Origin of the sequence: Gynurincola endophyticus (assembly GCF_003991195.1) — a bacterium.
GTDB classification, from domain to species: Bacteria; Bacteroidota; Bacteroidia; order Chitinophagales; family Chitinophagaceae; genus Gynurincola; species Gynurincola endophyticus.
The window spans coordinates 109,479-123,668 of record NZ_RCWL01000001.1; the positions used below are offsets into that span (position 1 = coordinate 109,479).

The following is a 14,190-nucleotide window of genomic DNA, read 5'->3' on the forward strand; positions in this document are numbered from 1 at the left end:
AAGGATTGAAAACCAACCTGGTGAATCGGTGTTTATCCGAGTGCAACATCCAGCGACATCATAATTACAAAGCCTAAGATAAATCCCAGGATAGGAACGTCAGAGTGTTGTTCCTGCTGTGTTTCCGGAATTACTTCTTCAATTACTACAAAAATCATTGCTCCTGCAGCAAATGCGAGTGCGTAGGGTAATATAGGCATAAAAAATCCTACAGCCAGGGCACCGAGTACGGCGAAGACCGGTTCCACAATAGCACTTAGTTGTCCGTAAGTGAATGATTTCCATTTAGAAAGCCCCATTCTTCTCAATGGCATCGATACTGCAATTCCTTCAGGAAAATTTTGGAGCCCGATACCGATAGCGAGTAATACCGCTCCTGAAATAGTTGCTTCGGGTACACCATGTGCAACGCCCCCGAATAATACACCTACTGCTAATCCTTCAGGAATATTATGTAATGCGATGGCTATTGTTAAAAGTGTAGTTCTTTTTAAAGATGATTTCGGCCCTTCAGATTTGATAAAATTTATATGTAAGTGGGGCATCAGTTTATCAAGCCCGAATATAAAAAGAGCACCCAGTACAAATCCTGTTGCAGCCGGCAATACTTTTGTAAATCCTTCACCTTTTGACATTTCAATAGCAGGTGAAAGCAAACTCCAAAAGCTGGCGGCGATCATTACTCCTCCTGTAAAACCCAGCATTCCATTCATCAGTTGTTTGTTTAACCCTTTGAAAAAGAATACTAAGGCGGCACCAAGGGCGGTAACTCCCCACGTGAATAATCCTGCATATAAAGCTGCGAGAACCGGGTCTATCGTTGATAAATATTCTGTCAATTGTTCTATCATGCAGTAAAAATAAGTTAGAAATATCTAATAATTAAAAAAATGTTTTACTGAATTTATCTGTGTGTCGCGGGTTTAAAAGAGATCATTATATAAAATATGTATTGGTCACCTTTAACCTATTATCTATGATCCTAAAGAACGTTTTATTATTTGCATCCATTGCATCCGTGATTGTTTCCTGTGATAAGAAGCAATCCGAAAATCTCCTCACATTAACCGGAGATGACACGCTGGCAATTACTTCATCAGGTGTTGTTGAGTTTAACTCGGTTTGGTATAACGAAGGCGATACGATTTGGGGATTTAAAGATTATGTGTATCTGGTAGTCGGCAGTGCCGGTAGTCCGCTTATTTTGGGTGTACCGCACGACGGTGTGGGCGAAGGTAGCCCCGTAATGCCTGAGGCTACTACTACAGGAAGGGATATTTATTCTCATCCGTTTGCGAATCTGATTGCTACGTATTTTGAACAGGATACCGATAAAAAACCATGGATGATGGTGAATACAATTGGCAGACGAAGAGTTGACCCAAATACCTATCCTGCATCTGTTGCCAGTACTTATTCTAACGCTGATGCTATTGCTACCTACAATAGTTACCATGAACTTTTATCATTGGCACGTGCAACCGTTGCAGCTGAGCAGGCGGGCGGAAACGGTGCGCTGTTTTTAGATGTACACGGACACGCGCACGGATATACCGGCAGTGTAACACAAACCTACCGATCGGTGGTAAATGGTAGTAACCTTAGCAGTAATTTCATTCATCAGACTGATGTGGGTTATGCCTTAAGCAACTGGGCTTTAGAACAAAGTGACAGCTATGTGGATGGACTTAAAGATTCTTCAAGCGTATATTATATCGGTAATAAGTATTCGTCTATTCCTTTCTCAAGAGTGATTCGTGGCGATTCAAGTTTCGGAGGCCTGTTAGTAAAAGAAGGTGTTCCGGCTGTACCAGGTACGACCATTCCGGTTCTTAACAGAAGTACTGCTTTGTTTGGCGGAACCACTGCTAATCCAGGAAGAAGACCATATTTTAACGGAGGTTATTGTACCAGAAATTATGGAACGGTTCAGTTAGGTAACCCAACCGGCTTTAATGATAATGTTGTTTCAATTCAGATCGAAACACCGGGTATCAATGTACGAAATAATGGTAATACCCGTGAAAGATCAAGCCATCAGTTTAAAAGAGCAATTGTCAATTATCTGAATATCTGGATGGGTTATTCGTATCCGAATAGCGCTTATCCTTATACTAAATATTGGTAGTGATTGATCCTGGTCTATGAAAAGTGTAAATAACAAGTTAAATTCAGCTATACGCTTGAACATATTAGAAATAATTTTTAACTTAATAGTAGTGTTGAAACCGATTTTAAACCGTCATTAAGCTATTATTATAAGTTTATATTTTGGATAAGGCTGATAACGAAAGGGGAAGAGCAATCTTCCCTTTTTTATTTTAAAAAGTCAAACTATGAGTTTAACTTTTTCATCTGCAAGTTTTTCGAGTAAAGCGTGCTTTGTGCCATAAGTTCTGCAGTTGTCAGCATTTTGTTTGTAGCAGATCGTCTTATGAATAATTAAGCCTGATTAAAAGTCAAAATATTCCTATCAATAAATTTTTTTGAAATTTTTCACTTATATTTTATGTCAAAGTCGGGTTGATTTGTCATTGTTTTTGTTGTCTCTTACAATTACCGCTAACGTTTCACAGCTACCCGAAGGAGGCGATTTCGGAGTATTTCACCGTTAACCAATCACGAACATTGATAGAAGCATAAAGCTTGATTTAACTACTGAATCGTCACTTTTGTATAGGTGCTGTTGTGCGTTCGTACTTCTTAAAATTGCTTTTCAAAAGTCTTTCCGTTAAATTTATATATGTTTCCGTCTGCCATACCAAACCATAATTCACTATTTCTATCTTCGTAAATTGAAAGAACGAAATCATTTTCCAATCCATCTTTTTGGGTATAATTTTCAAATTGTTTACCATCATATTTCCAGATTCCGGCATCTCTATCTCCAAACCAAATGTTTCCTGTGTTGTCTTCAGCGATTACAAAAACGTGTTCCAGGGTGCCTTGAGGTGATTTGTATTCTCCTTTTCGTTTGCTATTGGGGTGAATCAGGTGATGCTTATTTGAAAAATTTATGAGTGAATTACCTTCTTTAAGTAATACTCCAATTCCGTTATTACCAATCCAAAGCCTGCCTTTAGAATCTTCAAAAATACTTCGTATATGTAAAGGTTCTGTTTTTCTATCATAACCTAATGTTTCATCGTTTATGATTGTAAAATTGCTTCCATTATACCCAAAAACACCTGCATAGGTGGCAAACCATATCATATTATTTTTGCCTTTTGAAATATCAGTTACAGCAAACAAATTATCGTGTGGGTTAAGCACTTTTTGAGGAGGTAAGTCTAAATAATGTAATTGTTGCCCATCGTATCTATACACTCCTGATTGATTACCGGCTTCAAACCATAAGTCATTTTCAGATTTTATCCATTCACTTTTTTTTGAGTCATTGCCCTGAATTGGAAAAATATTTTGATAATTTTCTTTACTTGCTTTTGTGCGATTACTAACTCTTGTGCCATCGTAACTGCTAACTCCGGTTTGTGTGTCAAACCAAATAATTCCTTCTTTGTCTTCTTGAATGGAATGGATTTGGTTGTCAGTTAGCCCTTCATTAATAGTGAAGTATTTGAACGATTTACCATTATAAACCGCAACTCCCTCCTGAAGACTTCCAAACCAATAATTTCCTTTGCTGTCTTGGAAGATAGCACGAATTCCAGAAGTGAATTTTAAGGTGTCGTTTTTTGAAGTTATTACCAATTCAGGCTTGTAAGTTTCCTTTTCGGTTGATTTGTTTTCAACACAAGAAAAGTTCAGTGTCAATATGAATATTAGATAAATCAATTTTATTTTTTTATCCATTTCAGGTTTTTATAATATGATGAACAACGGGCCGCGGTTTGGCGATAGTGCGTGATTGGATTGGACGAAAGTTCAATTCAGACCGAAACTGAGCCAAAGCTGTGAATCTTTTGGTAAATCTAATAAAAAACAGAAGCACCTTCTAAAAGTGCTTCATATAATATTGAACTTACTTTAGATTCATATTTTTGTAAAGTGTGTAGAGGCTCATATACTATTTAATATCCGAGATCTTTATTGGTGATTTGTTTTGAAGGAGCCTGAAAAAACTCATTAACGTTTCAATATTGTTATTGGAACTAAATTGCGTACAACGCCCAGATTGGTGAAAGTTATCCGTTTTTAATTGTTTGTAAATGGTTGATGAATCTTTGCTAAAAATTATTTTAAACTTTCCCAAAGATGCAGGCTTGCATAAGTTTTATAAGGGTGCCATGATTCACTGATTTCTGTCATTATTTTCTTCAGTATGCGCTTATTGGTTTCTGTAATTTCGTAGTGTTGTATCATCGCTTTTTGAATGCCCAGATCGTCGATAGGAAATACATTTTCCCGTTCTAATGTGAACATTAATAACATTTCAACAGTCCATTGACCGATACCTTTTATTTGTGTCAGCAATGTTATGATTTCGTTATCCGGTAGTTTTTTTAGTTTTTGATGCGTCAGCTTATTGTCTAAAGTAAATGTGGCAATATTGTGAATGTAAGTTGCTTTTGCATTGGATAAGCCCAGGGTTCTCAGATCGGCCACCGGCGTGTTTAGTATCTGTTCAGGACTGGGGTCTTTTGTATAATAATCTAAAAACCTCTTTTTGATAGCAGCCGCAGCTTTCGTAGAGAGTTGTTGTCCCACTACCGCACAATATAACTGTACAATTGCGTTGGGTTTACTACTTAATGGAATGTATCCGTGCGATTTTATCAATGCACGCATGACAGGGTCTTTCTTTAATATTTTTGCGTATTCCATATGTTTTGATGATAGCGTCTTATACAAGTTAGGTACAATCTCAGATTTTAAAAATATTTTTTACCTTCATTCTTCTCAAGTATTTGGCAGATGGAACATGAAATCAGAGCTACGGCAGACGGTAGTTTTACGGTGGTAAAAAAAGATCAGGGAATTACCTATCATTCGCTGCATGGTGCGGCGAGTGAATCGATGCATGTTTATATTAACGCCGGCTTACAATATTTTGCAGATCAACACCCTGACGCTGTTATCAGGATACTGGAAATGGGTTTCGGTACAGGTTTTAACGCGTATTTGTCTGCTATGTGGGCCACCGGACAGTTGAGAAAAGTAGTGTATGAAACGTTGGAAAAGTATCCTCTTCCGGCATCTATAATCAGTGCCTATGCCGATCATCTGAAACCGGGTATACTTTTTCAGCAGATACATGGCGTTAGCTGGAATCAATGGGAGGTGATCGATCCTTATTTTACTTTGTATAAACACACGGGAGATATTTTTACTGCTTCTTTTCAGCAATTGTATGACATTGTTTTCTACGATGCTTTTGCACCAACTGCTCAACCTGAGTTATGGACAGAGGAGGTTTTTCGTAAAATAGCCACAACAATGAATCCTAATGGTATACTCGTTACTTATTGTACCAAAGGCATTGTAAAGCGGGCTTTGAAAGCTGCCGGTTTTAAAGTGCAGGCATTACCGGGGCCACCACGCAAAAGAGAAATGTTAAGAGCTGTTTATACTGGCTCTTCTTTATAACAAAAACCCCTGCAACGAATAATTCGTTACAGGGGTTCAGCTATATAATAAAGACTAATAACTAAAACTAACAGTTCCGTCTTTTTCGTCTTTCATCTGAATGCCTATACCTGCCAGTTGATTTCTGATTTTGTCGCTGGTAGCGTAGTCTTTTTTGCTTCTGGCTTCTTTTCTGATTTCTACCAATAAGTCTAATACGCCTTTTAACTTATCATCGTTTTGTTCTTTTTCATTTCTCAGGCCAAGTACTTCTTCGAGATAAGTGTGAAAGTATGTTTTTAGTTTTTCGATCGTAGCTGTTGATAATGCATTTGCATTAATATGTTTATCCTTGATAGAGTTAATAGTCGGAACCAGTTCAAACATATCCGCTAATACACGTGCAGTATTGAAATCGTCGTTCATACTGTTATCCATATCTGCCAGCAATTTGTTTACTTTCTCATCCAGCTCAGGGTTTGCAGCGGTTACTGCGGTGCCCTCCAGCTTTTTAAGATTGTCGTAGCTTTCCCAGATACGTTTAAACCCTTTTTCTGCCGCCTGTAAGGCTTCATTGCTGAAATCAAGTGTACTCCTGTAGTGCGTCTGTAGAATGAAGAATCTAACTGTCATAGGAGAATATGCCTGTTCCAGAATTTCATGATTTCCACTAAACAGCTCAGTCAGTTTAATAACATTATTATAACTCTTGCCCATCTTTTTGCCGTTAATGGTAATCATGTTGTTGTGTAACCAATAACGTGCTGGGGTATGATGATTACAGATTGTGCTTTGGGCAATTTCACTTTCATGGTGAGGGAATTGCAGGTCCATGCCTCCTCCGTGAATATCAAATTCTTTTCCAAGATATTTGGTACTCATCGCAGAGCACTCGATATGCCATCCGGGGAAACCTTCGCCCCAGGGACTGTTCCAGCGCATGATATGTTGCGGAGGTGCAGCTTTCCATAGTGCAAAATCTTGTTTATTGAGTTTTTCGTCCTGACCGGAAAGATCTCTGGTGGTTTCGAGTAAATCGTCAATGACTCTGCCGCTTAATTTTCCATATGGATAATTTTCAGCATATTTTTTTACGTTGAAGTAAACTGATCCGTTCTTTTCGTAGGCATAACCTGCTTCAATGATTTTTTTAATCATTTCAATTTGTTCTACGATATGCCCTGTTGCTGTAGGTTCAATGCTGGGTTCAAGATTATTGAATTCTTTCATTGCCCAATGAAAGAGGTTGGTATATTTTTGTACCAGCTCCATTGGTTCGAGTTTTTCCAGCACTGCTTTGTCGGCAATTTTATCTACTGCTTCACGGCCTTCTTCTTCAAAGTGTCCGGCATCCGTGATATTTCTTACGTAGCGAACTTTGTATCCCAGGTGTAAAAGGTAACGGTAAACAACATCGAAAGTAATGAATGGGCGGGCGTGTCCTAAATGTGATTCGCCGCTAACGGTCGGGCCACAAACATACATCCCTACATGCCCGGGTGTTAAAGCGGTGAAGACCTCTTTTTGTCGTGAATAAGAATTAACTACTTTCAGTTCGCTCATATAATAGGTTTGTATAGTTGCTTTAATTGCGATAAAGATAAAGAAATCCCCGTTTACGGTATTTTAAAAACCGCTTTGATAGGATAGTGATCAGAGTATGGCACTCTGAATCTTTCATAAGCCAGTACCTCGAACGCCGGGTCACAAATTAAGTAATCGATTCGCAAAGTAATGCCCAGTTCGCGGTAGGTTCTTCCGATAAAAGTACCTTTTTCCACAAAAGCGTCTTTATGTTCACCTTTGATCTTAAAATAAGTATAAGAATTAGGCACGTCGTTAAAGTCGCCGCAAACGATGGCAGGATAATCAGATGCATTCAAGGTTTCACTAACAATTTCTGCCTGCTGGCTTCTAAACTTGTAACCGGTTCTGAGCTTCCGGAATATCGGCATAGAGTTATTGATGACCGATTCATTTGCCGACATCATTTTCTGCAGATTTTCATAATCTTCATTGTTTAGCAGAATAGATTGCAAATGGGTATTAAATATGCGGATGGTATCTTTTTTCTTTACCAGGTCAACACTGATCAGGCTTTCAGCGGCTCTTTCTTTTACGGTGCCGGGATATCTTAAACGTGTAGTATTGAAAAACGGATATTTGGAGAAAATGGCTACTCCGACCTCTGTGTTTCTTTCAGTAGAGCCATAATCTATTACCCGGTGATAATATTTGTAGCCGATTTTTTTCAGCGCTTCCACATTCGAATGTTCAATGTCTTTCGGTTGTTCGAGAAACTCCTGAAAGCATAAAACGTCGGCATCAATTTCTTTAATGAGTGCCAACATACTTTCACGATAATCTTTTACTTCATCACGATCGTTTCTTTTTTGTTTATCGAACCAGCGTACATTCCAGCTAAGAACAGAAACAGTATTACTGTCTGTACGAACAACTTCTTTGTTTGGAGGTAAGTTGAAAGCGATTAAAGCGGCAATGTGCTGGTAACCGAGCATAAGAGAAAACAAGGGCAGAATGAACCACTTCGAACGATAACTGACCCATAAAATAAGAAACAACAATTGCAGGATGAGGAATATCGGAAATGCTATTCCCAACATAGCAATCGGCCACCAGTTGTATGGCGGAATAAATGAGTTCGTAAGCGCTAATAGAAAAAGTACAGCAACAGATATGTTGCTGATGATAAGAACCTTTTTCGTAATTTTTCTAATTAGCATAATTCCTGTTAAATATCTTCATCGTCTGCAGCTCTTTTCAGGAGCTTTTTTTCTTCGTCTGTAAGGTGACGATAACCCTGTTGATTTATTTTATCAAGAATTTCGTCAATTCTTTTTTGTGTCAGGTTCTGATGTTTTTGGAATGGAGGTTTATCGTCCACCATATAAAAGTATTCCCTGCTGGGTGGTTCTTTTGTTTCTTTTTTATCAGGATTAAAAAGGTTGTTCAGCTTGAAAAAGAGTTTATTCAGAAATGCACCCGGATCTTTACCCTGTTTCAGTTTTGTTCCGTAAAACACTCCCCATAATACAGCACCTGCATAAGTGATTTGTACACTAACAGGCAGTGCTACCACCTGCACCGTTTTAATAATCACTAAGATGATGCCTAAAATCCATAAAGGAATACCTCCGTTAATACGTGGAAAGATTCTGTAATTAAAGCTGCATACACAAATTGTTGCAGCAATCGCCAGAATTGCGGGAGAGCTGCCATTCAGGTAATAAGCTTTTTCAGGTGCAAAGAAGAAATTTGCAACAATGAAGATAAGACCAGCTACAAAACTGCTGATAATATAATTCGGTAGTAAACTGCTGCGTTTACCTACGTCCTGAGTAACATATCCGAATGCAGCCAACCATAGCATATTACCAAAAAACAATAAGTCCTGATCGTGTAGCCACGAGTAAGTCAGCAAGCTCCATGGTTGATTGAAAACCGTTTCGTTGTTGCTCGATAAGAACAGATAGGATGCGATTTCGTTAAAATAGCGGGATTCTGATTTTCCACTCAGAAAATAACCGACCATTAAAAACTTAAATAGAAAATAAATCATCAGGAGAGCACCCACTAATTTAATCATTGAGTTGCGGTCATCTCCTAAAGTAAGCTTTTGCGATTTATTATATGTTGATGGGTTGGCCATTATGTTTTTTATTCTTCTGATATTACTTTTTTACAACAACTTAAAGCTGTTTTTAGTTGATTTTAATTCCACCTGTTGTCAAAACGTCGTTTCTTCCAGAAATAGGCGAAAAGAAAGCCGAAAACGGCTCCACCGAGGTGGGCAAAGTGCGCTACATTATCGCCGGGATTGTTCTGAATGCCCATGTAAAGTTCTGCAGCAGCATATATTATTACAAACCATTTGGCTTTCAACGGTATAAAGAAGTAAATATAAATTAAGCTATTAGGGAAAAGGAAGCCAAAAGCTGCCAGACAGCCGAAAACAGCACCGGAAGCCCCAACAGTGGCCACATTGATATTCATCCGGGGATTGTAAATATATTGGGCGGCGGCATCAGTCGAAAGGCGGGACAATTCCTCATAAGCCGGACTTAGCTCCACATAAAGAGTTCCGAGGTGTAACAATGCTGCTCCGATACCACTCACCATATAAAAAATAAGAAACTTTTTAGCACCAAAATAGTTTTCCAGTGCTGCTCCGAACATCCACAGTGCGAACATGTTAAAAAACAAGTGAGCAAAGCCTCCATGCATGAATAAGTGGGTAACAATCTGATGCGGCTTAAAGAAATAAGATCTTACGTCATGAAGGGCAAAGAAATTACTCATGCCGTTTGTTTCATCGAAGGTCAGTTGAGCAATAAACACCAGCACATTAATAATTATCAGGTTTTTTACTACCGACGGAATCAGTTGAAAACTATTGGGACGAAAAGTATTCATATCAATAAATAAGTTATCAGTAATTATTTTCTAAGTTTTAGTTGTACCACATTTTCAATGTGGTGGGTGTGCGGAAACATATCTACCGGCCGCACTTTAGTCACTTCATATTTTGCATCCAGTTTTTGCAGGTCACGTGCCTGGGTAGCCGGGTTACAACTTACATACACAACAGTCGGGGCTTCCATGTCTAATATTTTCTGCACCAGTTTATCGTGCATTCCGGCACGTGGAGGGTCTGTGATGATAACATCCGGCTGACCGTGTTTTTTAAAGAACTGGTCGTCGCAAATATCAATAACGTCACCGGCAAAAAAACTGGCATGTTCAATTTTATTGAGTTGAGCATTGAGTTTTGCATCGTCGATGGCCTCTTTTACTACTTCAACACCAATGATTTTTTTTGCTTTTTCGCTTACAAACAAACCAATACTACCGGTTCCGCAATATAGGTCATAAACAATTTCGTTTCCGGTGAGTTCGGCAAATTCACGGGTTACCTGGTAAAGCTTTTCTGCCTGTTTGCTATTGGTCTGGAAAAACGATTTCGGTCCGATTTTAAAAGACAATCCCTCCAGTTTTTCAATAATATAACCGGGCCCATGCCAGGCAACCGGCTCCAGGTCATAGATGGTATCGTTTTTCTTCGGGTTTATCGTGTACAGCAGCGTAGTGATCTGCGGTACTTCTTTCATCAGGTGCGTGAAAAGTGCTTCCCGCTGCTCTTTGTTTTCATGGCCGAAGCAAACGTTCACCATAATTTCTTCCGTACTGACGATCCGGATAATTAAAGTACGTAACCATCCGTGGTGTTCACGGATATCATAGAAAGAATAATTGTTTTCTTTGGCAAATGAACGAATGGTGTTTTTGATTTTATTAACAGGCTCCTGCATCAGGTGGCAGGTTTCAATATCAATAACTTTATCAAATAACCTGGGTACGTGAAAACCCAATGCATTTTCCTGCTCGATGTTTTCTGCGCGCTGAATTTCTTCAGGTAGTAAATATCTTTTATTGCTGAATGTAAATTCAAGCTTATTTCTATAATGAGAAGTTTCTTCACAGCCTAAAATGGGTTGAAAAGGCGGGAGGTTGATCTTCCCGATCCGTTTTAGATTTTGCTCAGTTTCCTGTTGTTTATATTGTAATTGTTTTTCGTAAGGTAACATCTGCCATTTGCATCCGCCACAAACGCCGAAATGTTGACAAAAAGAATCTACCCGGTCATCGGAGTAAGAGTGAAAATGAACGGCTTTACCTTCAGCCCAGTCTTTTTTGCTTTTTGATAACCGAACATCTACCACGTCACCGGGAACTGCTCCTGCAATAAAAATCACTTTACCCGTTGATTTATTAATTGCCATCCCTTCTGCTGCATAGTCTTCCACTAACAAACCTGGAACTACTACGTTTTTATTTCTCATACTGCAAAGATAATGTTATTCTAAGGCCTAATTATAATAAAACAGGGCTATGTGATAGCCCTGATGTATTGAGATTAAAATTTTTATTTTTTCTTATCGAAATGTAAAATTACACCATTAATACAATATCTCAAACCGGTTGGCGGCGGGCCGTCTTCAAATACGTGGCCTAAATGGGCTTTACACCGGCCGCAGCTTACCTCGGTCCGTTCCATTCCGTGAGAATGATCGGGGGTATAAATAATAGAAGTTTTTGAAATGGGCTTGTAAAAGCTGGGCCATCCGCAGCCGCTTTCAAATTTTGTATCGCTCTGGAATAAAGCATTACCGCAGGCTTTGCAATGGTAGGTTCCGATTTCTTTAGATTCTTCAAAAGGACTCGTCCACGGGCGTTCTGTTCCCTTTTCACGGGCAATGTGGTACACTTCGGGCGATAAAACCTTTCTCCAATCTGACTCACTAACCTGCAAACGGCCGGTATCATCCAAAGAAAAGTATGGATTCTGGTTTTGATCAGTATTCATAGTTAAGTTTTTTGTCTTACTAGTTGATTCACAGCTGCTTATTGCGGCTGCGAATGATAAAATCAGCAAATATGAAACGAATGTTTTAAACATAATCGCAATTATAAATATCTAACAAAAAAAATAAATGATATGTTGAAAAAACTTTGAAAATTTAACAGCAAATTCAATCGAATAGTACTTTTTTTCAATCAAATTGGGCTTTTTTGTGTACTTTTTTAGAAAAGCTATTGTATTATTAAACGATTTTTAATCTGATTACTTTATATTTGTACACTCACCATCGTAAACAACGAAGATGTTCAACTTGATATTATTTGGTCCTCCAGGCAGTGGAAAAGGTACACAATCGGAAAAATTAATCGAAAAGTATGGTTTGATCCATCTTTCTACTGGTAATTTATTAAGAGAGGAAATAGCAAATGAAACAACCTTAGGTTTAGCGGCGAAATCTTATATGGATCAAGGGCAGTTGGTACCTGATGAAGTGGTGATTGGTATGATTCGCTCAATGATTAATGCTAAGCCGGAAGCCAAAGGCTTTTTATTCGACGGTTTTCCGCGTACTGTTGCACAAGCAGAAGCATTAGATAATCTTTTAGCAGAAAAACAAAACGAAATCAATATAGTTTTAGCGCTTATTGTAGATGAAGAAGAGCTGGTTTCCCGTTTGCTGAACAGAGGTAAAACTTCAGGAAGAAGTGATGATACCAATGAATCTGTAATAAGAGCCAGAATTGTTGAATATGAAACTAAAACAGCTCCGGTTGCAGATCATTATGCAAAATCTAATAAAGTAGTTAAAGTGAAAGGTGTAGGAAGTATCGATGAAATTTTCGGTAGCCTTACACAACACATCAAATTATAAAAGAAAGGCTGCTCTTCACGAGCAGCTTTTTTTAACTGCAGCCACAGATTTTAATTTTGTTATTAAAGTTTTTACGTTCATCTCTCCGTACTCATCTAACACTGATTCAAATCAGATCATTGGCTATTCGTGAATTTATTGCTATCTCTTTTATGTGTTTTACCAAACCGGTTAATCAATAATTGGTGCCGTTACCGGAAAAAGTAAACCCTCTGTAAAATATAATAGTTCAATAACAGCGCACTGCTGATTTCTTAAACCAAATTGGTTTAAATTGGTTAACTTGTATAAAGTAATTTTTTAGCAATGGATAAAATTGAATTTTTAAAGAAAGAATTGATTTTCCATTTAAAGCATGTTGCGCCTAACGAACATGGTAAGTGGGGGAAGATGACCGGCCAACATATGGTTGAGCACCTGATAGATGTATTTAAAATGGCAAATGGTAAGCTGGTTATTAAATCAACTTTGCCACCGGAGATTATTGAACGTAATTATAAATTTTTACAAAGCGATATCCCTTTTAAAGAGAATACTAAAAATCCTTTATTACCGGAACTGCCTTTGCCTTTACGATTTCAAACTATTCAACAGGCAGTGGAGGCATTACAGATAGAAGTAAACGATTTCTTTGAAGCGTATACCAACCAGCCAGACCTGATATTGCCTAACCCCGTATTCGGCGAGTTAAATTATCAGGATCAGTTGCAGCTTTTAGTGAAACATTGTTCTCATCATTTACGTCAATTCGGACTCATTTCATAAAATAATACGGGCTGTTCAGGTTTTATCCGAACAGCCCGTACTATTTCAGTACAACAAGTGTATTCTATTAAGATACTAAAAAATAACCACTATTCAAAATTTATAACTTGTACTAAATCAGTGAGTTATATTTTAGTCGAGTTTCTTGCTTAAAAATTCTGCAGTTACTGAATCTGCATATGCCAATCCATTCAGAATTTTATCTTTTACAATTGTAACCGATACTTTTTCGCTGGTTAAATAAGCAATACGTTTTTTAACATCATCCGCAGCAGAATCCACCTTGAATTCTTCCATCCATTTGAACATCGCTTTGTTAGCCTCATCCAGGTCTGTGATGGCTTTGTTCATACCGGCCTTCATTTCTGCACTGATTTTAACCTTGTTGCTTTCAATACTATCCAGCATTCTCACTAACTGTGCCTTGGTTTTATTGATCGTGTTGATTTTAGCCATTCCAACATCATGACCTTCAATCACTTCTTTATATAGTTGTTCGTCGGCACTCAGGTTCGACTGGTCATAAGCCTTACTTTTCGGGTCTTCATTATTTCCACATGCCCAGAAAATGAAACATACGGAAGACAATAAAATTAATTTTTTCATTGCTTTTATTTTAGAATTACAAATTTAGATATTGTTCTGT

General features: G+C 38.1%; 14 protein-coding genes. 4 read left to right on the forward strand and 10 right to left on the reverse strand.

Annotated features, from left to right (window positions below):
• Positions 1–32 precede the first annotated feature (32 nt).
• Complete coding sequence (locus tag D9O48_RS00475) at positions 33–851, reverse strand: ZIP family metal transporter (RefSeq protein ID WP_126969490.1); 819 nt, start codon at positions 849–851, stop codon at positions 33–35.
• A gap of 125 nt (positions 852–976) precedes the next feature.
• Here D9O48_RS00475 and D9O48_RS00480 point away from each other — a divergent pair, with 125 nt between their 5' ends.
• Complete coding sequence (locus tag D9O48_RS00480; RefSeq protein ID WP_126969492.1) at positions 977–2,128, forward strand: hypothetical protein; 1,152 nt, start codon at positions 977–979, stop codon at positions 2,126–2,128.
• 575 nt (positions 2,129–2,703) lie between these two features.
• On the opposite strand, the gene D9O48_RS00485 is transcribed toward D9O48_RS00480, so the two are convergent.
• Entirely contained in the window at positions 2,704–3,813 is a 1,110-nt protein-coding gene (locus D9O48_RS00485; RefSeq protein WP_126969494.1) for a ligand-binding sensor domain-containing protein, read from the reverse strand.
• A gap of 381 nt (positions 3,814–4,194) precedes the next feature.
• On the reverse strand, positions 4,195–4,785 hold the full coding sequence (locus tag D9O48_RS00490) for a DNA-3-methyladenine glycosylase family protein (protein WP_126969496.1): 591 nt from the start codon (positions 4,783–4,785) through the stop codon (positions 4,195–4,197).
• Between the two features lie 90 nt (positions 4,786–4,875).
• Here D9O48_RS00490 and mnmD point away from each other — a divergent pair, with 90 nt between their 5' ends.
• A complete protein-coding gene (gene mnmD, locus D9O48_RS00495) occupies positions 4,876–5,547 on the forward strand; it encodes a tRNA (5-methylaminomethyl-2-thiouridine)(34)-methyltransferase MnmD (protein ID WP_126969498.1) in 672 nt (223 codons plus the stop codon).
• Between the two features lie 54 nt (positions 5,548–5,601).
• Here the strand turns inward: mnmD and cysS are convergent, their stop codons facing one another.
• The 6 genes from cysS to msrB all read right to left on the reverse strand — a co-directional run bounded on the left by cysS (position 5,602) and on the right by msrB (position 11,911).
• The gene (cysS, locus tag D9O48_RS00500; protein ID WP_126969499.1) at positions 5,602–7,089 is read right to left on the reverse strand and encodes a cysteine--tRNA ligase; all 1,488 of its coding nucleotides are present in this window, start codon (positions 7,087–7,089) and stop codon (positions 5,602–5,604) included.
• A 53-nt stretch (positions 7,090–7,142) separates the two neighbouring features.
• Complete coding sequence (locus D9O48_RS00505) at positions 7,143–8,270, reverse strand: endonuclease/exonuclease/phosphatase family protein (RefSeq protein WP_126969501.1); 1,128 nt, start codon at positions 8,268–8,270, stop codon at positions 7,143–7,145.
• An 8-nt stretch (positions 8,271–8,278) separates the two neighbouring features.
• Positions 8,279–9,196 carry a rhomboid family intramembrane serine protease gene (locus tag D9O48_RS00510; protein WP_126969503.1) on the reverse strand — a complete coding sequence of 306 codons (918 nt, stop codon included), beginning with the start codon at positions 9,194–9,196 and terminating at the stop codon, positions 8,279–8,281.
• Positions 9,197–9,258: 62 nt separating this feature from the next.
• A complete protein-coding gene (locus D9O48_RS00515; RefSeq protein ID WP_126969505.1) occupies positions 9,259–9,960 on the reverse strand; it encodes a rhomboid family intramembrane serine protease in 702 nt (233 codons plus the stop codon).
• A 23-nt stretch (positions 9,961–9,983) separates the two neighbouring features.
• Complete coding sequence (rlmD, locus tag D9O48_RS00520; protein ID WP_126969507.1) at positions 9,984–11,387, reverse strand: 23S rRNA (uracil(1939)-C(5))-methyltransferase RlmD; 1,404 nt, start codon at positions 11,385–11,387, stop codon at positions 9,984–9,986.
• Positions 11,388–11,470: 83 nt separating this feature from the next.
• Positions 11,471–11,911: a peptide-methionine (R)-S-oxide reductase MsrB gene (gene msrB, locus D9O48_RS00525; protein WP_233589120.1), complete on the reverse strand. Its 441-nt coding sequence runs from the start codon at positions 11,909–11,911 to the stop codon at positions 11,471–11,473.
• A 298-nt stretch (positions 11,912–12,209) separates the two neighbouring features.
• Here msrB and D9O48_RS00530 point away from each other — a divergent pair, with 298 nt between their 5' ends.
• Together D9O48_RS00530 and D9O48_RS00535 are read left to right on the forward strand one after the other, a co-directional pair.
• Entirely contained in the window at positions 12,210–12,779 is a 570-nt protein-coding gene (locus tag D9O48_RS00530) for an adenylate kinase (RefSeq protein WP_126969511.1), read from the forward strand.
• A gap of 306 nt (positions 12,780–13,085) precedes the next feature.
• Positions 13,086–13,544, forward strand: coding sequence for a DinB family protein (locus D9O48_RS00535; RefSeq protein ID WP_126969513.1), 459 nt, complete (start codon positions 13,086–13,088; stop codon positions 13,542–13,544).
• A gap of 132 nt (positions 13,545–13,676) precedes the next feature.
• Here D9O48_RS00535 and D9O48_RS00540 read toward each other — a convergent pair whose 3' ends face one another.
• Entirely contained in the window at positions 13,677–14,150 is a 474-nt protein-coding gene (locus D9O48_RS00540; protein ID WP_126969515.1) for a hypothetical protein, read from the reverse strand.
• Positions 14,151–14,190: the final 40 nt, after the last annotated feature.

Excerpts from the sequence above, each read along its gene's own strand:
- D9O48_RS00475 (WP_126969490.1), bottom strand. The coding sequence starts at position 851 with ATGATAGAACAATTGACAGAATATTTATCAACGATAGACCCGGTTCTC.
- D9O48_RS00480 (WP_126969492.1), top strand. The coding sequence starts at position 977 with ATGATCCTAAAGAACGTTTTATTATTTGCATCCATTGCATCCGTGATT.
- D9O48_RS00485 (WP_126969494.1), bottom strand. The coding sequence starts at position 3,813 with ATGGATAAAAAAATAAAATTGATTTATCTAATATTCATATTGACACTG.
- D9O48_RS00490 (WP_126969496.1), bottom strand. The coding sequence starts at position 4,785 with ATGGAATACGCAAAAATATTAAAGAAAGACCCTGTCATGCGTGCATTG.
- mnmD (WP_126969498.1), top strand. The coding sequence starts at position 4,876 with ATGGAACATGAAATCAGAGCTACGGCAGACGGTAGTTTTACGGTGGTA.
- cysS (WP_126969499.1), bottom strand. The coding sequence starts at position 7,089 with ATGAGCGAACTGAAAGTAGTTAATTCTTATTCACGACAAAAAGAGGTC.
- D9O48_RS00505 (WP_126969501.1), bottom strand. The coding sequence starts at position 8,270 with ATGCTAATTAGAAAAATTACGAAAAAGGTTCTTATCATCAGCAACATA.
- D9O48_RS00510 (WP_126969503.1), bottom strand. The coding sequence starts at position 9,196 with ATGGCCAACCCATCAACATATAATAAATCGCAAAAGCTTACTTTAGGA.
- D9O48_RS00515 (WP_126969505.1), bottom strand. The coding sequence starts at position 9,960 with ATGAATACTTTTCGTCCCAATAGTTTTCAACTGATTCCGTCGGTAGTA.
- rlmD (WP_126969507.1), bottom strand. The coding sequence starts at position 11,387 with ATGAGAAATAAAAACGTAGTAGTTCCAGGTTTGTTAGTGGAAGACTAT.
- msrB (WP_233589120.1), bottom strand. The coding sequence starts at position 11,911 with ATGAATACTGATCAAAACCAGAATCCATACTTTTCTTTGGATGATACC.
- D9O48_RS00530 (WP_126969511.1), top strand. The coding sequence starts at position 12,210 with ATGTTCAACTTGATATTATTTGGTCCTCCAGGCAGTGGAAAAGGTACA.
- D9O48_RS00535 (WP_126969513.1), top strand. The coding sequence starts at position 13,086 with ATGGATAAAATTGAATTTTTAAAGAAAGAATTGATTTTCCATTTAAAG.
- D9O48_RS00540 (WP_126969515.1), bottom strand. The coding sequence starts at position 14,150 with ATGAAAAAATTAATTTTATTGTCTTCCGTATGTTTCATTTTCTGGGCA.